The sequence below is a fragment of the Wolbachia endosymbiont of Nasonia giraulti genome, from assembly GCF_048054155.1.
In the GTDB taxonomy this organism is placed as follows: Bacteria; Pseudomonadota; Alphaproteobacteria; order Rickettsiales; family Anaplasmataceae; genus Wolbachia; species Wolbachia pipientis_C.
The window spans coordinates 15,216-36,160 of sequence record NZ_JAFEVH010000009.1; the positions used below are offsets into that span (position 1 = coordinate 15,216).

The 20,945-nt window shown below is 33.6% G+C and carries 21 protein-coding genes and 1 pseudogene; 10 read left to right on the forward strand and 12 right to left on the reverse strand.

What is annotated here, in order from left to right:
• Positions 1-27: 27 nt before the first annotated feature.
• Positions 28-393 carry a hypothetical protein gene (locus JR312_RS02145; RefSeq protein WP_416647606.1) on the forward strand — a complete coding sequence of 122 codons (366 nt, stop codon included), beginning with the start codon at positions 28-30 and terminating at the stop codon, positions 391-393.
• Between the two features lies 1 nt (position 394).
• On the opposite strand, the gene lpdA is transcribed toward JR312_RS02145, so the two are convergent.
• Complete coding sequence (gene lpdA / locus JR312_RS02150; protein ID WP_341813247.1) at positions 395-1,780, reverse strand: dihydrolipoyl dehydrogenase; 1,386 nt, start codon at positions 1,778-1,780, stop codon at positions 395-397.
• A gap of 686 nt (positions 1,781-2,466) precedes the next feature.
• Positions 2,467-2,946: a disulfide bond formation protein B gene (locus tag JR312_RS02155; protein ID WP_064085878.1), complete on the reverse strand. Its 480-nt coding sequence runs from the start codon at positions 2,944-2,946 to the stop codon at positions 2,467-2,469.
• 122 nt (positions 2,947-3,068) lie between these two features.
• Between JR312_RS02155 and JR312_RS02160 the strand changes: the two genes are divergently transcribed.
• The 3 genes from JR312_RS02160 (at position 3,069) to JR312_RS02170 (ending at position 5,288) form a co-directional block, all read left to right on the forward strand.
• Positions 3,069-4,301 carry an IS256 family transposase gene (locus tag JR312_RS02160; protein ID WP_416647493.1) on the forward strand — a complete coding sequence of 411 codons (1,233 nt, stop codon included), beginning with the start codon at positions 3,069-3,071 and terminating at the stop codon, positions 4,299-4,301.
• A 163-nt stretch (positions 4,302-4,464) separates the two neighbouring features.
• Positions 4,465-4,701 (forward strand): translation initiation factor IF-1, encoded by a 237-nt coding sequence (infA, locus tag JR312_RS02165; protein WP_007302820.1) that lies wholly within the window; start codon positions 4,465-4,467, stop codon positions 4,699-4,701.
• On the forward strand, positions 4,698-5,288 hold the full coding sequence (locus tag JR312_RS02170) for a Maf family nucleotide pyrophosphatase (RefSeq protein WP_017531625.1): 591 nt from the start codon (positions 4,698-4,700) through the stop codon (positions 5,286-5,288). Before infA ends, JR312_RS02170 begins: the two co-directional genes overlap by 4 nt.
• Here the strand turns inward: JR312_RS02170 and JR312_RS02175 are convergent.
• The 7 genes from JR312_RS02175 to JR312_RS02205 form a co-directional block, all read right to left on the reverse strand.
• Positions 5,275-7,542 (reverse strand): hypothetical protein, encoded by a 2,268-nt coding sequence (locus JR312_RS02175; RefSeq protein WP_416647607.1) that lies wholly within the window; start codon positions 7,540-7,542, stop codon positions 5,275-5,277. The two genes, JR312_RS02170 and JR312_RS02175, sit on opposite strands and share 14 nt — an antisense overlap.
• A gap of 392 nt (positions 7,543-7,934) precedes the next feature.
• Positions 7,935-9,260 (reverse strand): alanine:cation symporter family protein, encoded by a 1,326-nt coding sequence (locus tag JR312_RS02180; protein ID WP_416647608.1) that lies wholly within the window; start codon positions 9,258-9,260, stop codon positions 7,935-7,937.
• Positions 9,261-9,368: 108 nt separating this feature from the next.
• The gene (locus tag JR312_RS02185; protein ID WP_416647621.1) at positions 9,369-9,641 is read right to left on the reverse strand and encodes a protein-disulfide reductase DsbD domain-containing protein; all 273 of its coding nucleotides are present in this window, start codon (positions 9,639-9,641) and stop codon (positions 9,369-9,371) included.
• Positions 9,642-9,772: 131 nt separating this feature from the next.
• On the reverse strand, positions 9,773-10,720 hold the full coding sequence (locus JR312_RS02190) for a hypothetical protein (RefSeq protein WP_416647609.1): 948 nt from the start codon (positions 10,718-10,720) through the stop codon (positions 9,773-9,775).
• Positions 10,721-10,847: 127 nt separating this feature from the next.
• Positions 10,848-11,351 (reverse strand): protein-disulfide reductase DsbD domain-containing protein, encoded by a 504-nt coding sequence (locus JR312_RS02195; RefSeq protein WP_264720002.1) that lies wholly within the window; start codon positions 11,349-11,351, stop codon positions 10,848-10,850.
• Between the two features lie 287 nt (positions 11,352-11,638).
• Positions 11,639-13,297 (reverse strand): chaperonin GroEL, encoded by a 1,659-nt coding sequence (groL, locus tag JR312_RS02200; protein WP_007302814.1) that lies wholly within the window; start codon positions 13,295-13,297, stop codon positions 11,639-11,641.
• 89 nt (positions 13,298-13,386) lie between these two features.
• Positions 13,387-13,677, reverse strand: coding sequence for a co-chaperone GroES (locus tag JR312_RS02205; RefSeq protein WP_416647610.1), 291 nt, complete (start codon positions 13,675-13,677; stop codon positions 13,387-13,389).
• A gap of 112 nt (positions 13,678-13,789) precedes the next feature.
• On the opposite strand from JR312_RS02205, the gene ygfZ reads away from it, so the two are divergent.
• A complete protein-coding gene (ygfZ, locus tag JR312_RS02210; protein ID WP_264331039.1) occupies positions 13,790-14,587 on the forward strand; it encodes a CAF17-like 4Fe-4S cluster assembly/insertion protein YgfZ in 798 nt (265 codons plus the stop codon).
• A gap of 124 nt (positions 14,588-14,711) precedes the next feature.
• Positions 14,712-15,548 (forward strand): CREC-EF hand family protein, encoded by an 837-nt coding sequence (locus JR312_RS02215; protein ID WP_416647611.1) that lies wholly within the window; start codon positions 14,712-14,714, stop codon positions 15,546-15,548.
• A 1,299-nt stretch (positions 15,549-16,847) separates the two neighbouring features.
• On the opposite strand, the gene JR312_RS02220 is transcribed toward JR312_RS02215, so the two are convergent.
• Positions 16,848-17,300 carry an ankyrin repeat domain-containing protein gene (locus JR312_RS02220; RefSeq protein ID WP_416647612.1) on the reverse strand — a complete coding sequence of 151 codons (453 nt, stop codon included), beginning with the start codon at positions 17,298-17,300 and terminating at the stop codon, positions 16,848-16,850.
• Between the two features lie 131 nt (positions 17,301-17,431).
• Positions 17,432-18,421, reverse strand: coding sequence for a ribonucleotide-diphosphate reductase subunit beta (locus tag JR312_RS02225; RefSeq protein ID WP_006013958.1), 990 nt, complete (start codon positions 18,419-18,421; stop codon positions 17,432-17,434).
• A gap of 131 nt (positions 18,422-18,552) precedes the next feature.
• Between JR312_RS02225 and JR312_RS02230 the strand changes: the two genes are divergently transcribed.
• Positions 18,553-18,891, forward strand: coding sequence for an outer membrane protein assembly factor BamE (locus JR312_RS02230; protein ID WP_006013961.1), 339 nt, complete (start codon positions 18,553-18,555; stop codon positions 18,889-18,891).
• A gap of 56 nt (positions 18,892-18,947) precedes the next feature.
• On the opposite strand, the pseudogene tnpA reads toward JR312_RS02230, so the two are convergent.
• Positions 18,948-19,391 (reverse strand): annotated as a pseudogene (gene tnpA, locus JR312_RS02235) (IS200/IS605 family transposase).
• A gap of 218 nt (positions 19,392-19,609) precedes the next feature.
• Between tnpA and JR312_RS02240 the strand changes: the two are divergent.
• From JR312_RS02240 to JR312_RS02250, 3 genes are all read left to right on the forward strand, one after another.
• Positions 19,610-20,017: a hypothetical protein gene (locus tag JR312_RS02240; RefSeq protein ID WP_416647613.1), complete on the forward strand. Its 408-nt coding sequence runs from the start codon at positions 19,610-19,612 to the stop codon at positions 20,015-20,017.
• A 206-nt stretch (positions 20,018-20,223) separates the two neighbouring features.
• Complete coding sequence (locus JR312_RS02245; RefSeq protein ID WP_416647614.1) at positions 20,224-20,421, forward strand: hypothetical protein; 198 nt, start codon at positions 20,224-20,226, stop codon at positions 20,419-20,421.
• Positions 20,422-20,485: 64 nt separating this feature from the next.
• Positions 20,486-20,935 (forward strand): hypothetical protein, encoded by a 450-nt coding sequence (locus tag JR312_RS02250; RefSeq protein WP_416647615.1) that lies wholly within the window; start codon positions 20,486-20,488, stop codon positions 20,933-20,935.
• The last annotated feature ends 10 nt before the right edge of the window (positions 20,936-20,945 follow it).

Genomic DNA, 20,945 nt, shown 5'->3' on the forward strand with positions numbered 1-20,945 from the left:
TCTGCATGTAAAATTTTATTAAGCTTTATGATAGTTGAGTTAAAAATGCCTGAAAGCAGCAACAGTAAAAACGTGAAAAACAAGCCTCAAGAGCAAAGAGAAGGCGGAAGCGGAGGTTTTATAGGATTGTTAAAAAGCATAACAAAAGCTCTTTTTAACTCAGTTGTTGATCTACCTCAGCAAGAACAACTCAATAAAAATATTGATAGACAACAAGGTTTAGAAAGTAAAAGAAAAAGCCCAGAGGATCTTAATCAGGAAAAAAAGCTTGAAGTGAAAGAAGCCGCTGAAGGGTTAAAAGAAAAGTTAGAAAAATCTGATATTGGTAATCAATCTATTAGAATTGAATCGCCTAATCAGGATAATTGTAGCTCTAAAACAATGAATCGTTAGCTTAACTATTTAACGATTCACCATCTGCGGCAAGTACTGATTCGTGTATAATTTCCGAAATAGTTGGATGAGGAAAAATCGTAGATTTTATGTCGCAGTCTGTTCCCTCTAGTTGCTTTGCAAGAGCGAAATTGCTAATTAACTCTGTTACTTCCGCTCCTATCATGTGAGCTCCAAGAAGTTCGCCTGTTTTTTTGTCTATAATTGTTTTCACTAAACCTTCAGTTTCACTTAGTGCAATAGATTTACCATTAAAGTTGGAGTGAAATTTTCCTACTTTTATATCGTATCCACTTTTTATTGCCTGTTCCTCAGTAAGGCCAACGCTTGCTACTTGCGGATGAGAGTAAGTGCAATTTGGTATGCACTCTTTTTTTAACTTATGAGCATTTTTACCAGCAATTTTCTCAACACAGATTACAGCTTCATGACTTGCTTTATGCGCTAAACATGGGGGACCAGCTACATCACCTATTGCATACACACTTGATTCACTTGTTTCATACCACTCATTCGTTTCAATGAAACCAGAAGGACTCAACTTAATTTTTGTATTTTCTAAACCTATATTTTCAGTGTTTGCTTGAACGCCAACTGCAACAATTACTCTATCGAATTCTTTGTTATCACCACTACTTAGCTGCACTTGAACAGAGTCTTTATTTTTAGTGAAAGTTTTTATACTATTGCTCGTATATATTTTTATTCCTTGTTTTGTAAATATCTCTTGTACTAAATTTGAAATGTCTTTATCTTCCAGCGGCAAAATAGTGTCTTTTACTTCTATAATTGTTACATCAACCCCTAAAGTACTATAAAAACTTGCAAATTCTATTCCTATCGCACCAGAACCTATGATTAGTAGCGATTTTGGTAACTTCTTTGGAGTCATAGCGTGCTGCGCATTCCATATTAAATCTCCATCCGCCTCTACTCCAGGTAGATTTCGCGCTCTAACACCTGTTGCTAAAATGATATGATTGGAAGAAATTTCCTCCTCCTTTTTGTCATTAAGAATTTTTACAGTACGATTACCTGCAAGTTTACCAAAGCCTTGATGAACTTTGATGTTATTTTTTTTCATCAAATATGCAACACCGCTTGACAATTTATCAACAACGTTTCTTGAGTATTTCACTATTGATTGTATATCAAAACTTGCATCCTTTACTTTTATGCCAAATTCTTCTGATCTTGTTATTAACCTATAAATTTCAGATGCTCTAAGTAGCGATTTTGTTGGTATACACCCCCAATTTAAGCATATACCACCCAAATTTTCTTCCTTTTCAACAATTGCAGTTTTAAATCCAAACTGCGCCGCTCTAATTGCTGCTATATAACCACCAGGACCGCTGCCTATAACTGTAATATCATACTCATTCATCAGCTTTCTTCGTATTCAAAAAGATTATATATAACAGATGGAACCCGTATAATCAATGCTCAGGTGCATAGAAGCGGCTTGACAAACCTTCCCACTTTTCTTCTTATATCAATAAGAGTATTTATCCTTATTTTTAATCTCCGCGGGTTTAACAACAAAACTCAGATATTTATTGGCAGATTACATAAAAATTATAGCGGCTGCATGTTTTTTAAATTTTTTCTACTTCAGCCAAAACACGCTTGTTATCACATTATCAATTTACATTATTAAAACTCGCTATATAGGGATTCTTTTGCCTTTTTTTACTTAGTAAATTTATTAATATCTATAGCTAAAGCTTCAGGCCAGCACTTGATGCTGGAATCCAGAAACCTTTACTACAAATAAGCATATTGAGCACAAAATTATTCTAAAACACAACGTTTTTGGTGAGATTATGGACAAACTTAATCCCAGTATCTGGGCACTAGGATGACAAGAAATAGGTTGCTTGAATAACAACGAAAGGTTATTTGGGTGATAGCCGCACTTCCAGTTTCAGCTACTCGGATGACAAGAAAGAGGGCACTGGCATGCTGAACCATAATGTTCGTACAGCTGTGCAAGAATCAGTGGGTATGACTTGCTAAATTTTTAAATTACGGACAGCACCAAGTAACGCACAAGTACAGCGTCTATACCAGTTACTGTTGTACCTTATTTCTTTCTCCACAATACATTTTACCTGATAAGAATAGAGCTACTATAAGATAAATAAGATTCCATGTTGCTAACGAAACACCAAAAATATAATGAGGTCTGTCACAAGACGGAGAGTAGTTAGGGTTTAATAGATTATTTCTTAGCTCTTCTATGCTAACGTTACCACTTGCTTGCTCTGTACAGCCTAAAACATCATGAAATAAGTGGAGTTCAAGACCTACATGATAAAAAGATATTATTGCACCAATGAGATAGCTGCAAAACATCGCATAGATTAGGATTTTGTTGTCTTTGAACATATACGCAACTGCAAGTAGCCCTGTAACATAGTAAACTACTCGCTCGTATATACATAACTTACACGGTATCATATTGAAAAAATACTCTAGCACATATGCAAAAATTAAAGCGACAGCGCTTGATAAGAGAAAAATTATAGAACTGTTATTTACATCTGACATAGTTAACGAATTACTACAATATCTGTGAAGAGTCAACTCTTGTTTGACAACGGGGAACGTTCAAAAAAGTGTATCAAACCGAAAAAAAAGTAATAAATTGATATAAAAAATGGAGGTTTGATATGAGTCAAGCAAATAGAACTACTGGTTTGGTAGATTATAAAGAATTAGAAACAAATATCCTGTCATCTATACGAGAAGGAAGACCATTGACAGGAAGAGATGGAGCATTAACACCGTTTATAAAAAGGTTGCTAGAGGCAAGTCTGGAAGGTGAAATAGAAAGCCACATGTCAGCTGAAAGTGAAGAAAATAACCGAAGAAATGGGAGAAACGCAAAAACTTTACGCACGAGTGCAGGCTCATTTGAGCTGCTAACACCAAGAGATAGGGAGGGAAGCTTTGAACCGCAAATAGTCAAAAAAAGGCAAACAAGCCTACATCCAGAACTTGAAGCAAAGGTCTTAAGTACATACGCCAGTGGCATGGGATACAGAGACATAGCTTCACACGTTGAGGAAATATATGACCACAAAATATCAGCAGCAGAGATATCTAGTATTACTGATAAACTGCTTCCAGTAATCAATGAATGGCGCAGCCGCCCACTGCAATCAGTGTATCCAATAGTGTTTATGGATGGCATGTTCTTTAAGGTCAAGGAGGACGGACATTGTATAAGTAAATGCATGTATAATATATTGGGCATAAATCAAAATGGCAGAAAAGAAGTATTAGGTTTTTATTTGGCTGAAAGTGAGGGAGCTAACTTCTGGTTGGGAGTTCTAAATGACCTCAAAGAAAGAGGAGTAGAAGATATTCTAATTGCCTGCATTGATGGACTAAAAAGCTTTCCTACAGCTATAAATAGTGTATTTCCTAAAGCAGAAGTACAGCTATGTATAGTGCATCAGATAAGGAATTCACTGAAATATGTATCTAGCAAAGATGTAAAAGTTTTCATGAATGATTTAAAAAAAATATATCGTGCTTCAAGTAAAGAAATCGCTGAGAATTATTTGCTTGAGCTGGAAGAAAAATGGAGTGAAAAATATCCCTTAGTTACAAAATCGTGGCAAAACAATTGGGAAAATTTATCTAGTTATTTTAAGTATTCTGGGCCAGTTAGGAAGATGATTTACACCACCAATCCAATTGAGGGGTTGCATAGACAAATCAGGAAATTTACTAAAACTAAAGGTTCATTTACCAGTACAAATGCCTTGTACAAACAGGTATATTGTGCTATAAAAAAGGTAGAGCAAAAGTGGATTACTGCTTTGCCTAATTGGGCTTTAACTATGTCTCAACTTGATATCTTTTTTCCTGGTAGGTTAAAAATTGAGTTGAATTGAAAATGCGGTTTGACACACTTTTTTGAACGTTCCCCTTTCCTCTTGTATTATATGGAGATAAGTTGCAAGAGGAATACTCACGTAGAGTATAAAAATCTCCTGTATTGATAATAATTTAAAATCTATAGTAGACTGAAAAAGATTATTAAATTATAATACGACAATGATAAAAGAAGACAAATCAAAAACAATTTTTGAAGTGGAAGGGGCAGTAACTGCTTTACTACCTGCAGCAGAATTTAGAGTGAAGCTGGACAATGAACATGAGATTATCTGTCATGTATCAGGAAGAGTGAGAAGAAGTAAAATACGTATTATTATAGGCGATAGAGTGTTAGTTGAGATGAGTATTTATGATAGGAATGCAAGAAAGGGTAGGATAATAAAAAGGCTCAAGTGATAGAACAATCTCTAGATAATCTTATTCTTGCTTCATCATCAGAAAGGCGAGTAGCCTTACTAAAACAAATAAATATTAAGCCAGGTTTGGTTTTGCCAGCAGATACAGATGAATCGCCTTTGAAGAAAGAGCTGCCAAAAGATTACTCAATCCGTATGGCAAAAAGTAAAGCCGAGAAAATACAAAGTGCAAATCCAAATTACTTTGTGCTTGGTGTTGATACAGTTGTTGCTTGTGGTAGAAGGATACTGCTCAAAGCTGAAAACGTTGAGCAAGCAGAAAAATGCGTTCGCTTGTTATCAGGAAGAAGGCATAGAGTATACACCAGTGTGTGTTTATTAACTCCTGATCAATCTAAACAGCATATTAGGACTGTAGTTACAATAGTGAAATTTAAGCGTCTCAGCGAACAAGAAATTAAATATTATTTAGCATCAGAAGAGTGGAAAAACAGGGCAGGGGGGTGCAACATACAAGGTCTTGCAGGAATGTTTGTATTATTTTTACGTGGCTCATACTCTTCTGTAATAGGGTTACCATTACATGAAACCCATTGCTTGCTAAGTAATTACTTTAACCTATACTAATACCATTGTCCTTTTTTTGTTTTTCTTCAGCAATAAGTTTAGCCCAGATTCTATTTCTATTTGCTAATGCAATTCTATTGCGATCAGGACTATCATTGCGTTCTGTTAAAGTATCTTTTCTTTCCTCTTCTACTATTCCAGCTTTCAGTTGTGCTGCATCTTTTTCTAGCAATTTATATAGTTCGCTATTTTTGTCTATAGTCAGATTAGTATTATCATTTTCTTGTTCTGCTTCTTGTTCTGCCACTTTTCTTTCTAATAACTTACGTACAGGGTCATATTTTTTACCTTCTTTTACTTCTTTCAACATACTTTCTGAGAATAAATCTTTAGTAGCCTGGTGTGAAGGTTCTCTCAATCCTTTATTCAATTTTTCCAATGTATCTTTTGGTTCAATGGTTTCTAATCTCTTCTCTAATTGCTCAGAATTGACCTGAAAATTATAGTGGCTAGTGTAAGTTGGAGATGAGTAACCTGAGTCGTTTATTTCTTTCTCCGCTGCATTGTCTTTTAGCAATCCAGCTGCTAATAAATGTTCTTTTGTTTGCCCACTCATTTTCTTTTGATTTACTGGTTTTAGCAGGAATTTCTGAGTTTCTTTATCCAACTTACTGGTAAATTCCGTAAGTAGGTTATCATCTCTTTGTTCAACATTCATTAGGCTCGCTTTTAACTGTCCAGAATTTACTCGAGATTTTTCATGATTAGAGTGAGTTGGAGATGAATAGCCCGAATCGTTTGTTTTTATGTCTGTTGAGCTGTATTCTAGAGATTCATTTTCTTGTAATTTATCTTCGGTTTCTTTTTGTTTATCGTTTCCTCTTTCTTCGTTTTCCTTAGTGCTAAGATAATCTTTTTCTTGTTTATAATCTGATTGACGATTTGAAAGCGTTATATACTCATCTTCGTTATCGCTCCAACCATCTTCGAAGTCAGAAAATTCTTCATCATACTCACTTTCACTACGTAATAACTCATTTTTTGCTTTCCATGCAAGAATCGAAGCTACATCATTTAGTGGTTGCTTATTTCCAGTATTGCGTGATTCTTTAGCGTTTTCATACTTAAATGCATCTTTAACTTTTTTGAATGCAACGTCTTGTACTGGTGCAGCGCTTTCAGTAGTTGTAGGATCAAAAATTGCACCTTTTTGCCGATTATTAGATATTTGCTCACTTTCATCTGATTTTTGGCTTCCAGGTACAGCATGTCCAAATGTAGCAAATGTAGGATTGTCATACCGTTCATCCTCTTGTGTATTATCTTGATTGTAGATTACAGACTTGGTGAAAATAGTACTGCTTGAAGAAGCATCAGAATATGGAGAATTGTAGTTATTTCTACTATTAATCCGTATTGGCTGATACTCATCTTTTTTCTGATTATTAGGTAATGAACTAGCTCTAGGTGGCAGTGACGGTGGAATCTTTTTAGCAGATGCGTTCTTAGAATTTGTAGTGCTAGTCGTTGCATGCTTAAACTCAACTTCTTGATCTTGAGTAGCTTGAACGCCAACACCTTTACTAATATCATTTTCTATGAAAGTTTCAGATGATTGTTGATTCTCTTGTTCTTGTCCTTTCTCCTTGAATTGTATTTGATATAGGAATAAGCCACCTATTTTTACATCTGTGTTTGCTTTTAATTGTTCCTCAGTAACACCATTACGTTCAGTGAGATCTACACCATCTTTATCAATCTTGATTTTGATAGTACATTTTTTTCCATTTTTGTCATGCCAATTCAAAGTCATTTCATATGAACCATCGGTTACAACATAATGCCTTATTCTTTTCTCTCCTTCTTCGGCAACAAAACCGTGCATTCCGCTCTTTCCATCACTATGCAGCGTTGAAAATCCCGAAATTCCTTTCTTCTGACAAAAGTCACTATTTAAAAACTCGCTGATTTTAAACTCTTTTTTGTCATCTCCCAGTGTAATACTTGCGTGATCGCCATATATTGAAACTCCTGCGATATCATCAACATACTCTTTTAACCTTGCTTTAACTTCACTTTCAAGCTTTTGTTCGGCTTTCTTTATCTTGTTCTGCTCTGGAAGAATAACTTCATAAGCTTTATTTTTGTCTTCATCTGTCTCCAAATTCCAGACGGAGTGCTTTATTAGAAACTTTACTGCATTAAAACCAACTCTGGAATTATAAATTGGGTCGTCTTCCTTTTTTATTTCATCGAATAAAGTAAAAAATCCTCGAATGAATTCATGATATTGTTGTGTGCTTTGAGTATTCATATTTTCCCTCACTAATAACCCTCTGCCTTTTAGCCTTAGCTAGTACAATTATTACGGGAATTGATTTAGTTTTTATTAAAGAAGTTGTATTGCTAACGTGATGACATGAGCTATTTTATGTTCACATCAAGCAATTTAAGTTGTCATTCCAGTCTGGAATCTAGATTTTTCTAGACTTGATCCTATAGTCAAATTCATAACTACAAACGTTGTAATATAAGAGTAATTTTCACCAAAAAGTATGTCATTTGAGTAGCTGACACTGGGATCCAGTGGCACTCAGTTAGTGAGCATAAAAGTATTATGTTAAAACATAACATTTTTGATGAAGTTCATGAAAGGCTGGATTCCAGACTGGAATGATAACTTAAAATATTGCTTTAGCTCTGTTTTTACAACTTCAAGTATTTGCTACTCATAGTAAATACTTCTGGATCTTGAGAAGTGAGCTTGAGTATAGCAAGTATGTTTATGAGCAGCAAAGCAGCAATTGAAATATCAGCGATATCCCAGAGTAACTTAACTCCACCGATTGCACCAAATGGAATGATTAAGGTAAAAACTACAGTCCAGATTTTAGTGTATTTATTATCCATAGATACATAGCGTATTGTTTGTTTTGAACAAAAAAACCAAGTAAAGATAGTAGTAAAGGCAAAACAAAACATTATAGCCATAATTAAATAGTCAGTATAGGACCAATTCATAGCTTTTCTAAAAGCAAAAATGCACATGTTAGTGCTCTCTAAATCAGTAATCCAAGAATCTGTGACAAGCAGTACCATTGCTGTAATGAACACTATGAGTGCAACTATAAAAGGAGATATTATTGTGATTAGACTCTGTTCAATGATAAATTTATTGTTATTTTTTTTAGGAGTAATCGAGGAGTGTACAATTCCTTCGAGGCCAAGTCCTATATCTGTTGCAAAAATACCTCGCAGAGTTCCTACTTGAATAATAGTCAACATTTCTAAAATTAAACCTAAAGATAAGCCAGAGTTAAAGCTACTAGTTGTAAAAAAATTGCTTGTTATTAGTTTTAGAGAAGGAAGAATATTTTCACTAAACTTAAATAATATGATACCGCAAAGTGTGAGGTAACTTACCGTCATTATCGGTATCATAGCCGATATAAAAATTTTAATTTTTTTTAAGCTGAGAGCTGCAACAACAAAAAATATTATGGCCATTACAATGCCGCCAATGACTACAGGTATATCTACCATGCTGAGTGGTATTGATAGAGAATTTACCTGAACAAGGTTACCAACTGTTATTGAAACCATCATCATAATAACTAGAAACACAACTGTAGCTTTTCTAGAATTAAATGCATCAGTCATGTAGGCTACAGGTCCACCTATAAACCGTCCATTTTTTTCTTTTCTGGTTTTTATACTTAGGTAACAAGTAACATATTTTATCACAGAAGTAACAACAATAATTATTGCCATCCATAAAATGGATCCTGGTCCTCCGGTTTTTAGAGCAACAGCAGTGCCTGAAACGTTTCCTACTCCTAAATTTCCTCCTAAGATTGTAAACAGGGCGGCTATAGAAGAAAATTTATTTTCTCCTCTTTTAGCTCCAATAAGTGAAACGGCATACGGTAGTCTAAACACCTGTAACCATTTTAGTTTAACCGATAGGTAAACACCAGCAACTAGTATGAGTAGTATTGTTGGCAGTAATAAAACAAACTTTACTGTATCCATCTGTAAAAGAGAGACCTTTACTCGAGTATATAGCAAAAATTGAAAAATACCTAACTTATTGTTTATGAGAAGTAACACTATAAAAGCTATAGTAAGCCTGCTAAAATCCTATTTTTCATACCACTCATTTATGAGTTTATTGATATCGGAATCCATAAAATCCTTTAGTGGTTGACTGGTTTTTATCTCGGCATTTTTAGGGATACACCTATCTTTACATATTGCGTACTTTATATGAAAGTTAATATCAGCGTATTCCTGATTTGGAATGATATTAGTTTTAAAGGGAAATAACACCATATCTTCATATATGTTACTAACAAATGTAACTTCCCCAACTTTATCTTCATGTTCCTTGGGAGTAGGCCAATGAATATCTATATTGTATGTTTATAGCTGAAAGGAAAGAGAGTAGGTATCAAACCTTATAAAAAAGTTAAAATACCTAAGCTTATTTTTGTATCATGAAAATTGTAGCAATAAACCTTTTCTTGAGCGTACATTCAAGAAAATTATAGCACATAATCATTACTGTAGTTATAGCTAGGGAGCTCTTCGTTATCAGTAGTTATCTCATCACTCTTTTGAATTACGCTCTCACTTTTACTAGGAGAACCTAAACATCTTATATTACCAGTGTCAGGAATTATCAACTTTACTTCTTTGTCGGAAGTCCATAAAACTTTATCTTTTAATTCAATTAATTCAGTGGGTTTCTTAGTGAGGTTCTTATAAATTGCACAGTTGTTTTTAGGATCATCTTTAAGCTTGCCGTCAAAAGTTAAGAAGTGCTCTAAGTGAAGATAGGGTATTTTAGTATTGTTGCCATCTTTATCTATTATCATATTACTCTTATCAACAATTATTAAAGGTGATACCAATTTTGCAACTATAGTTTTACCTGCACATTCTTTTAGCTCTTCTACGCTACGATCTAATACTAGATTAGGACACGTTGTATTCCAGAAGAAATTTTTGTTATGAAGTGCATTTTTATTAAAATCTTTACTGTGATAACATGCACTTTTATTGTTATTATCAGCAGAGAGCTCATTGTAAGGATAACCCTTACCGCTAGTATTCGTTTTACCTTTTCCACTACACCATATACCGCTAGGTAAAAAGTTTGTATAATCTATTGCATTTCCACACTTTGCATCTTCCTTACATTCAAATGTTATAGCAAAATTTGCTGCATAGTATTCCTTAACAGGGTTTGGGTTAGTATAATGCATGATGTTTTCATTGTGTATTAATTCAGGAAAAAATTCCTCCAATAGGTCCTTTATAAACCAACCAGGTTGACAAATGTGCTTAGTAAGAGTAGAATAATTTGCGCGTTTTACGCAGTTGTGCATATCATCTGAAGCGTGTGCTGTAGTAATAATCACACCTTCTATTCCTTCTTCTTTTTTTTGATTAGCAGTTTCATTTATTATGTGTTTACATTGATGAGTCATGATTGTATATCAAAAAATTAATATTACTATATTAACATAATATAGTAAATAATTAATGATTTTAATTGCACATAAGGCTTTTAAAGCTCTTTCTCAACTATAGTTGTTAAGCTCTTGCTTTTTAACCTTACTTCTTGTACCACTCATTTATGAGTTTATTGATATCAGAATCTATAAAATCCTTTAGTGGTTGACTGGTTTTTATCTCGGCATTTTTAGGGATACACCTATCTTTACATATTGCGTACTTTATATGAAAGTTAATATCAACGTATTCCTGATTTGGAATGATATTAGTTTTAAAGGGAAATAACACCATATCTTCATATATGTTACTAACAAATGTAACTTCCCCAACTTTATCTTCATGTTCCTTGGGAGTAGGCCAATGAATATCTATATTTGATATGTTACCCTGACAGTCAAAGGAAGTAGGAAGGCCGAAATCTCCAGGATCTTTGTAATATATATGCCAACCTGGTTTTATTGTAACCTTTATTGCGCCTTCAATGGTGAGGTTTGCTTTATTTACCTTACCAATGAGCAGATCAAATTTTGCAACTTCTTCTTCAGCGCACAATTGAGTGCAAGAAAAAAGTAAAAGTAGGATTGAGTATATACGTATTTTCATAAATACTCTATTTATGAAGAAAATAATTTAAGTTCTATCTATTATAATAAAAATATTATATAAATCATTTGTTAATATAATATTATGCTAATAGAAATATACTAGCAATTATAACTTTCATATATTATTTTTTTATTTTTAAGCAGTTATAATATTAAAAAGACGTAACAAATATAAATAGTAGTGGCTTTGCATAGAAAATCACAAATTTATTTCCTTTATAAATGTAAGACTTTTTAGAACTAGAAAGATACCTTGGAGCAACTTGCTCCAAGGCTCTTGTTTACTTAGAATCCACCCATTCCGCCCATTGCTCCTGCACCCATAGGTGATGAAGCATTTTCTTCTTTGTTTGGTAGATCAACTATCATAGATTCAGTAGTAATAAGTGCGCTTGCTACAGACACTGCCGTTTCAAAAGCAATACGAACTACTTTTGCCGGATCAATTACACCAGCTGTTGATGCATTAGCGTAGTTCATAGCCTCAACGTTGTATATAAGCTCTTTATCATTCTGCTTAATCAAATAGTCAATTATAACAGCAGATTCAAGACCAGCATTTTTAACCAATCTTTTGATTGGAGCACTGAGAACTTTTTTGACAATGTTGATACCTATTTGCTCTTCATCGCTTGAAGCTTTTAGCTTATCAAGAGCAGATGCAGCGTAAAGAAGTGCAACTCCTCCACCTGGAACTATCCCTTCTTCAATTGCAGCTCTTGTTGCATGAAGTGCATCTTCTACTCTATCTCTACGTTCTTTTACCTCTACTTCGGTTGCTCCACCAACTTTGAGTACAGCAACGCCGCCTGATAATTTTGCTAAACGCTCTCTTAGCTTTTCTTTGTCATAATCAGAGGTTGAAGTTTCAATCTGAGATTTAATCTGGTTAATTCTAGCATTTACTCTGTTTTGTTTGTCACAGTCGCTGTCTTCACTAACAATTGTGGTATTGTCTTTAGTGATTTTAACATTTTTAGCAGTACCAAGATCTTCAAGAGTCAAATCTTCCATCTTGATTCCAAGCTCATCTTTTATGACATACTTAGCACCTGTTAAAGCTGCTATATCTTCGAGCATCTCCTTTCTCCTATCACCAAAACCTGGAGCTTTTACTGCAGCAACTTTTAGACCACGTAATTTGTTGATCACTAAAGTGCTTAATGCTTCACCTTCAACATCTTCTGCAATGATAAACAAAGGCTTACCAGACTTAAAAATAGCCTCAAGAATAGGAAGTAAAGGTTGAATAATATTAAGTTTTTTTTCTGTAATCAGCAAATATGGATCATCAAGCTCCACGCTCATCTTTTCATTATTTGTAACAAAGTATGGAGAGAGATAACCACGGTCAAACTGCATACCAGTTGTAAGTTCAACTTCTAATTCTTTTGAACCCTTACTCTCTTCAACAGTGATGACGCCTTCTTTTCCAACCTTTTTAACAGCATCAGCAATGCTATTACCAATATCTTTATCACCATTTGCAGAAATTATTGCAACTTGTGCAACTTCATCCATTTTCTCTAAAGAAATTGTGCGAGACATTGATGTAATTTCCTTTAATATCACATCTTTTGCCTTCTGTATTCCATTTTTGATACAAATACGATCATTTCCAGCTGCAATTGACTTTGAAGCTTCCATTATCATATTGCTAGTCAGTATTGAGCATGTTGTGGTACCATCACCAACTTTGTCATTACACTGAGAAGCACTTTGAGCAATGGTGCTTACTATCGCAGAGTGTAATGGTTTTTCAGGCTTTATACCTTTCATTACCTTATAGCCATCCTTTGTGACCTCTGGTCCACCATATGGCTTACTAATTCCTATTGTATTTCCCCTAGGCCCTGCAGTTGCTCCCACCGTTGAGTCAACCATTGCTGCAACTTCACGAAAGGCTTCTTGCAACTGTTCGCCTGATACTACTATGTTAGCCATTTTTATCACTCCTTAAATTAATAAAAAATTTAGAATATTAAAATACATAATGCACTATATAGCGCATTAGTTTAGTAAAATAGGGATACCTACTTGATAACAGCAAGTAGGTCTGACTCCTTCATCACGACATACTTTTCATTGTCATGCTCTACTTCTGTGCCAGCCCACTGCCTGTAGAAAACCTTATCACCAGTTTTTACAGTTAAAGCTATACGCTCTCCGCTTGAGTTGCGTGAACCACTACCAATTGCTATAACTTCACCTCTAGTAGGCTTCTTTTCAGCACTTGATGGTAGTACAATTCCACCTTGTTTTTCTTCAGTAATAGGCTTTATTAGCACGTTATCATCTAATACATTCAAATTTACACTTGACATTTATGTTTCCTCATTAATAGATTAACCTACAATTCTATGTAGTCATCTAAAGGTTACATTTCAAGGGTTGGAGTTAGTAAAAGTGTATAATTAAGATTTGAACAGAAGTTTTATGGGTTACATACCGCTAGCAAACCGTAGTCTAATATCTTTATACGGACCAGATACGAGAGATTTTCTTCAGGGTGTTATAACAAATGATATTAATAAACTAAGTAGCCAGCAGGCAATTTACTCTTTATTACTCAACCCTCAGGGAAAATATCTGTACGATTTTTTCCTCATTGAGCATGATAAATATATTTATTTGGAGTGTGAAAATGCCCATCTACAGCAAATAATTGAAAAATTAGACTTGCTCAAAACTTACCTTAGAGTGAGGATTAAAGACATTAGTTCACTATATAAGGTTGGAGTTTTGTTTGATGCTAAGTTGGCGGAGTGTAGTAGTAAGTCACAAGTTATTTTTCAAGATCCAAGGCACAAGCTGCTAGGAATGAGGATCATACATGAAGATGAAATAAAAGAACCGGTTGGAGATTTTATTCAGTATGAAAAAGTTAGAATTAAAAACCTTGTCCCAGATGGAGCAAAAGATATGGTGCAAAATTCATCATTTCCGCTGCAATATTTAATCGATAAGATAAATGGTATAAGCTTTAATAAAGGGTGCTATATAGGTCAGGAAGTTGTAAATCGAATGAGCAGACAAGAAAAATTCAGAAGGAAGCTTTACCTTGTTGAGGGAAAAAATGCACTTCCAAATATTGGCACTAAAGTAATCAGTGAACATAATGAAGAAGTAGGAGAACTACGCTCTAGTGTCGACAATATTGGACTTGCATTGCTTAATACTGGAAAAAGCCACGCAAATTTATATGTCGGTGGAGTTAGCATTAAGACGTTATAAAATATCTATTCGAGTAAAAGCCCCTTTTTCTTGTTTAAGTGTTTGCAATACTAGTTAAATTCTTGACTTTATTATTTAAATATATCATAATTAAAGTATATTATTATTTTTAATAGAGTTTGATATGCCATTAACAGAAAAACAGAAAGAATCATTTCAACAATTATATCAAAGATTTAGAGGTAATGGAGATATTGGAGATATTGTTGAACTTTTAGGAACAGTATCAAAAGAAGATTTTCTTACTATTTTTAGTGAAACTAATGAAAAAACTCAGGAGTCAATAATTGGAACTTATGAAGCAACTCGTGTAGACTATCTTAAAGCAGTTTTGAAGCGTGCGAAAGAACTAGTTTTGCTTAAAGAAGTTGTAAGAGCAAAGATTTTATCTTCTAAAAATCAAAATAAGGTGAAATCTATTTCACTGATTGAATATATTACAGATCCTAGTCGCCAATATCCATCAGAAGTTTTAAATAATATTCTAGAAGTTATTGAAAAAAAAGAAGAATTTTTCGATTCTTTAAAAAAAGGTGAGCTTGAAGAAATTAAAGGTGCTATAGAGAGAGAAATTAAAAATGAAAAATGTGCACAGCGAAAAGAAAATCTTAAGAGATTGATAACCTCAATTAGAGACCTTATTGAAAATAGAGTGAAAGCTGAAAGCAGTACGGATAAAATAAATCCAAATGTTGAAAATAAGCTATTTAGCCCAACTAGTAAAGCAATTGTTGCTGGTGCTATTTGCAGTGTTATAGCTGGATTAGCAGTTGGTGGTGGACTTTTTGCTGCTGGTGTTGCATTACAAATGCTGACTTTAATTGGCATAGCTGTAGCTGCTGCTGTACTCACTGGACTTGTTGCTGGTGGTATTACATATACAATATCAAAGCCTAGTAATGAGCTAAAGGATGCTATTACACAGCAAGAAGTTTGTCCAGAATCAAAAGTAGCGGTGTAGTTAAGTAGAAGGAAGAAGAGACTTCTTCCTTTTTCTCCAAGTTTTTTACTTCGTTAGGTACCCTTAATCCTATTCAGGGTACCCTAGATAACTTGTCCTGATAATAGGTGTAACCATTGCTCGAACAGAAACAATGTTTTTAGCGTCGTTCTTTAAAGAATGACACTATTTCTCCATTTGATTAGAAGCCCCTTTTTCTTGTTTTAGTTATTCACAGAATTGTTAATAACTAAGTTGATAACCTAGTAGAGTACATAATTTTACATTTCTGAGTACTTTGGAGATCTATAATAAATATGATCTCCAAATACTAATATATAATTGAGAATAAAAAAACTGTGGATAACTCTGAAAAAGATCAAAAAAGACATCAAAAAGAGTATGATTAGATTGAAATATTTACAGAAAAACTTACTCAATTGATAAATATATTAACATTTTTTAAGAAAAGACAAATAGAGGGTCGTATTGGAGCTAAAGGTTGAAATTTTAAGTGCTTCTTAATACTGAAAGAGGTACTTTAATAGTTCCTTTTAAGTACTAATCCGGCGGTTCGATAGGTTGTTGTTTAAAAGATTGGGAAATAGTTTTATTAGTATTGAAAATTACATAATATATATTATGGAAAATATAAGAAACACAAGCTTTCAGCAGGAGAAAATGCAATTTTTGCTCTTCTCAAACAGCATAAAAAAGTGCCTGTTGAACCTCCAGATTAATATTTAAAAATACTCAAGTACTACTTTAAAAGTTTTACCTTGAAATATCTAAAGCATTACTTTAATAATGTTTAAAGAACTAAAATTTTAATTTAAATACCATTCCTTGTTCTCTTAATTGCCTATTATCAAAAAAGTGTTAAAATAGCAACTAATTATATTAGTTCTTGCATAACTATATCAGCTTGGTTGCTTCATTGTTTGTTTCTTTTCTTTCAAAAATGTCTAAATTAATCTAACTTTTCAGAGTTATCCACAGTTTTTTTGTTCTCAATTATATATTAGTATTTGGAGATCATATTTATTATAAATCTCCAAAGTACTCAGAAATGTAAAATTCTATACTCTACTAGGTTATCAACTTAGTTATTAACAATTCTGTGAATAACTTAAACAGGAAAAAGGGGCTTTTGTGCGAGTTTATGGTTATACATATCGTAAAACAAGGTATCTAAAATCCTGTTAATAGATACTTCAAAAAATTTGGAGAAAAGGAAGAAGCTTCTTCCTTTTTTTACTTAACTACACTGTTACACGCCTAGACTTGCATAAATTTCTTCTGATAGTAGATCAACATTATCTACATCCCACTAGGCTTTGACATTTTATATGTAATACCAAAAACAACAAACCCCATTGCTATAGAAACAGCTGCGCCAATAAAAGCCGATATTAGTAATGAAAGACCAGCAGCAGCAAAAAGTCCACTACCAACTTCCATTCCAGCCGTAATACCAACAATAGCACCAAATTTCATTGCTTTATGCTTGTATTTATCTTCTGCCTTTTTTAAAAGCTGCTTTGATTCATCACGGGCATGTTTTCTTGCAGTCATTCCATAATGATCCTTTATAAAAAGATTAGCACCTGCATCTAGTAAAATTTGTGTTACCTCTTTGTCATGACTATCGTACAAAGGAGTTTTTCCAAAAGAATCTCGTGCATTAACATTAGCACCTTTGTCTAATAGATATCGTATTAACTTCTTCTTCTCCTCCTCTAAGCAATCAAAATCTCCAACTATTACATGCAATAATGTAACCTTATATCTATACTCTCTTTTCTCTAGGCTAAATAGATGATTTATATCAAATTCTTCCTCCTTCCACCTTTGATATATATCGCAAGCTTCCGTTGAAACGATAAAAAAGGGTGAAGTTACTGCTATTCACTTTTTGTATCGTTTTTAGCAAAAGCTTCCTCCCAAGTGCCTTGAGTTGCTGCACGGCTATACTCTGTTACTCTATTTTCAAAGAAATTTGTATGTTCCACGCCATTTAGTATTTCATCAAGCCACGGAATAGGGTTATCTTTAACATTATATATAGATTTAAGACCTAATTGCGTTAACCTTCTGTTTGCTATGTAACGTATATAATTGCGCACTTCCTCTGCAGATAGCCCTTCAACATCTCCTAAATCAAAAGCAAGACTTATAAATTCATCTTCAAGTTCAACAATAGTGCGACATGCAGAATATAATTCTTCTTTGAACTCGTCATTCCAAATTTCATTATTCTCTTTAATAAACGTATTGAACAAATTGATAATTGAATTGGTGTGCAAGGTTTCGTCACGTGCTGACCAAGCAATTATTTGCCCCATACCTTTCATTTTTCCAAACCGTTGAAAATTGAGCAAAATTGCAAATGATGCAAATAACTGCAATCCTTCAGTGAAGGCACCAAATACTGCTAAAGTTTTAGCAACATGTTTTTTATCGTGCTTTTTACTTTCCTCAAATTCTAACATGTATTCATACTTCTTTCTCATAGCATCATATTTTAAGAATGCTTGATATTCACTTTCTGGCATGCCAATCGTATCTAGAAGGTATGAATAGGCTGCAATGTGTATAGTCTCCATATTGGAAAAGCTTGCAAGCATCATACATATTTCTGTTGGCTTAAATATATTTGAATAATGCCTCATATAGCAGTTATTTACTTCAATATCTGCTTGAGTAAAAAACCTAAAAATCTGGGTCAATAAATTTTTCTCTACATTCGAAAGTTTAGTTTTCCAATCTTTCACATCATCAGCAAGCGGAACTTCCTCAGGTATCCAATGGATTCTTTGTTGCTGCAGCCACGCATCATACGCCCAAGGGTAATTAAAAGGTTTGTATATTGGATCTGCTTCTAACAATGACATAAGACACCTATTATTTTCTAAAGTAAATATTATATTAAGTGATATTGAGAATCAGTCAATTTAACTTTTTTGAAATTTGACGGCAGATAATTTATTAGTGTATTATAGCTTCAAGCAATTTATCAACAGAAATGCGAGTATTAATATCTTTTATTTTATTATTTACAGTGAGCTGCACTCACACTATTCACAATCACGGAGCTCCTGGCATTAGTGTTGAATTGTGGAGCAAGATAAAAGTAGGTGACGATAAAGAAAAAGTGGTTCACACTTTAGGATCACCAACATTAGTATCAAAGTTCGATGACAATGTTTGGTACTATATCTCATATAAAATTAAACAAGCCAACTTTTTAGGAAAAAGGAAGTATAGTAGTAAGTCCCTGCAAATTTCGTTTAATCAGAATGACGAAGTTACAGATATAAGAGAAATCAACGTTGCAGAAAGGTCTTTAGCTGTTGTTGATTGAAAATTTGCTGATATATTTTTCATCACAAGTAACTAATTTAGGTAACGTAAATTCACCTATTTAGATTCAACCACTATGGATTGAAATCCAAAGATTGAGAGAGAGCATATAATGCTAACTTTCGACTTACCAAATTTATCTTCTTTTTTAAAGTGATTTTCAATATAATTTTTATCATTTCGTCAGTTACATTTCCGCTAGTCCTGACAAATGCCCATAACCCAGTATCTTTTTTTCAGCTCTGGAAAGTTTTGGTGGATTTTTCTGGAACTTTTTCCTTTTATTAACTGCACTAACTTACTAATACTTAAGTATGGGGGTACAGAAACGTATACATGTTGACGCAACTCTACCTCTCTACTTGATTATTTGCACATACTTCTTGTACAACTTCTTTAGCTTTCTGTCCAATATCTCCAACTAATACTGGATATCGATATTTTGTTATCCACACTATGTGACATATATACAGAGTGACTGCTTTTTCTATAATATTCCACATTCTTTGAGATTTTTCACCTTAAAATTATATTCTTAAAAGGATGGTCCAGGGTTTTTCTCCCAAATTTGGGACAATAAAAATTTTCTAAGTTCATACAAAACAAGAAAAAGCAGATTCTCTACAAAAGAGAAAACTTATATTAAAATATTAATTTGTTTTAAAACTAAATTAATGTTAAGATATAAAGTATATAGCTTAATTTTTTTACAAAAAGCAATGAATATCAATGATTTTAACATAAAGAACTTAACAACAATTTCTATAGTACAAGAAATAAAGAATGGCGTTAGGCTTGTTCCAGACATAATCAAACCTGGAATACAGGGTATATTTTACGCTGCAGGAGGAGCATTATTTACATACGCTTATGGTTTTTTTGCACAACAAAAAAGTTATGAAGATGGTTATATGGAGGGCTACAAAAAAGGCTACAGTGAAGGATTTAACCAAGGTTATAACAAAGACTTTAATCAAATTGCCTTAATTGCTGGAGCTGCTTGTGTTGGAGCTGCTATTGGAGCTGCATCTATTATGTATTGTACTAAATGTAGACAACAAGATACTCATATTGCTAACGCTCAAATAAACCAGGTAATTTCTAATAACTTAGCTTTAGTTGAGTAAAACCAAGCTAAAAAGCAATCTCATAATCATTATGCTGAGAAAAAATTCAGTGTGTAACCAGAAAAAATAGAGATAATGTTTTCTGATATGTTGTAGTGGATTAGGTTCAGGTCCCAGTAGGAGCGAGTTTAAATACTACATAGATTTGTAGCTTTTTTTGCTACCTTTACTGTAAAAAAGGGGTAGTAACTTTAGCTATAGCAACTTTGTTAGCATCAGGAGTGTTTGCTGCAGCTCCTTATGTTAGTTTCTTAGCTCCAGTTGCAGCGTTAAGTGTTGGCCTTCCATTTATTATTAGTGGTGCCGTATTTTCTGCTCTAGTTTTTGCGCTTTCAGCTGCACTGCAAAGAGCTAACAATTACTTCTTCTTGTTTAGATGCTCAAAATGCCAAAGAAAAAGCTAAAATGCAAAAACAACTAGATAAAAAGGTATAATACATTATTAATTCTGATGAAGATGCTAAGAAAATGCATCAAGAGCATAAAAAAAGAAATCAAGAAGAAGTTTTAGATTCTGAAGCTCTTAGCAATTTATTTAAAGAAGAAGGTAATCAACCAAAATTGCATGCAGTAGCAAAAGAAACAGGTGATCAACCGAAACTAAAAGATAGAACAACTCAGATTGTAAAATTTAGTAGTATTGCAACGTACGCATCAGTTATAGTAGCAGCTTTAGCATCAAAGTTGTTTCCAACTCCCGTATGTACTTTAGATCCTGCTTCTGGATTATCTGAGCAGCAGGCACATCTAGGCCAAGCAGATGGTAATTCTACTGTAAATTTACCATCTGCTCACCATGTACCTACTCCACAGACTATGTTGAAAAGTAAAGTTGATGAGTCTCACGAAATGTTAAATTCTTCTTTTAAGAGTGCTAAAAATAATTTCGGTGCATCTCAATCATTTCTTCCAAAGTAGATAACGGTAT

What these genes read in the sequence shown, in the direction of transcription:
- JR312_RS02250 (WP_416647615.1), top strand. Translation starts at nt 20,486, where the DNA reads ATGCATCAAGAGCATAAAAAAAGAAATCAAGAAGAAGTTTTAGATTCT.
- JR312_RS02240 (WP_416647613.1), top strand. Translation starts at nt 19,610, where the DNA reads ATGAATATCAATGATTTTAACATAAAGAACTTAACAACAATTTCTATA.
- JR312_RS02155 (WP_064085878.1), bottom strand. Translation starts at nt 2,946, where the DNA reads ATGTCAGATGTAAATAACAGTTCTATAATTTTTCTCTTATCAAGCGCT.
- JR312_RS02145 (WP_416647606.1), top strand. Translation starts at nt 28, where the DNA reads ATGATAGTTGAGTTAAAAATGCCTGAAAGCAGCAACAGTAAAAACGTG.
- JR312_RS02160 (WP_416647493.1), top strand. Translation starts at nt 3,069, where the DNA reads ATGAGTCAAGCAAATAGAACTACTGGTTTGGTAGATTATAAAGAATTA.
- lpdA (WP_341813247.1), bottom strand. Translation starts at nt 1,780, where the DNA reads ATGAATGAGTATGATATTACAGTTATAGGCAGCGGTCCTGGTGGTTAT.
- JR312_RS02205 (WP_416647610.1), bottom strand. Translation starts at nt 13,677, where the DNA reads ATGTCAAGTGTAAATTTGAATGTATTAGATGATAACGTGCTAATAAAG.
- JR312_RS02225 (WP_006013958.1), bottom strand. Translation starts at nt 18,421, where the DNA reads ATGTCATTGTTAGAAGCAGATCCAATATACAAACCTTTTAATTACCCT.
- JR312_RS02215 (WP_416647611.1), top strand. Translation starts at nt 14,712, where the DNA reads ATGCCATTAACAGAAAAACAGAAAGAATCATTTCAACAATTATATCAA.
- JR312_RS02190 (WP_416647609.1), bottom strand. Translation starts at nt 10,720, where the DNA reads ATGACTCATCAATGTAAACACATAATAAATGAAACTGCTAATCAAAAA.
- infA (WP_007302820.1), top strand. Translation starts at nt 4,465, where the DNA reads ATGATAAAAGAAGACAAATCAAAAACAATTTTTGAAGTGGAAGGGGCA.
- JR312_RS02180 (WP_416647608.1), bottom strand. Translation starts at nt 9,260, where the DNA reads ATGGATACAGTAAAGTTTGTTTTATTACTGCCAACAATACTACTCATA.
- JR312_RS02230 (WP_006013961.1), top strand. Translation starts at nt 18,553, where the DNA reads ATGCGAGTATTAATATCTTTTATTTTATTATTTACAGTGAGCTGCACT.
- ygfZ (WP_264331039.1), top strand. Translation starts at nt 13,790, where the DNA reads ATGGGTTACATACCGCTAGCAAACCGTAGTCTAATATCTTTATACGGA.
- JR312_RS02195 (WP_264720002.1), bottom strand. Translation starts at nt 11,351, where the DNA reads ATGAAAATACGTATATACTCAATCCTACTTTTACTTTTTTCTTGCACT.
- groL (WP_007302814.1), bottom strand. Translation starts at nt 13,297, where the DNA reads ATGGCTAACATAGTAGTATCAGGCGAACAGTTGCAAGAAGCCTTTCGT.
- JR312_RS02175 (WP_416647607.1), bottom strand. Translation starts at nt 7,542, where the DNA reads ATGAATACTCAAAGCACACAACAATATCATGAATTCATTCGAGGATTT.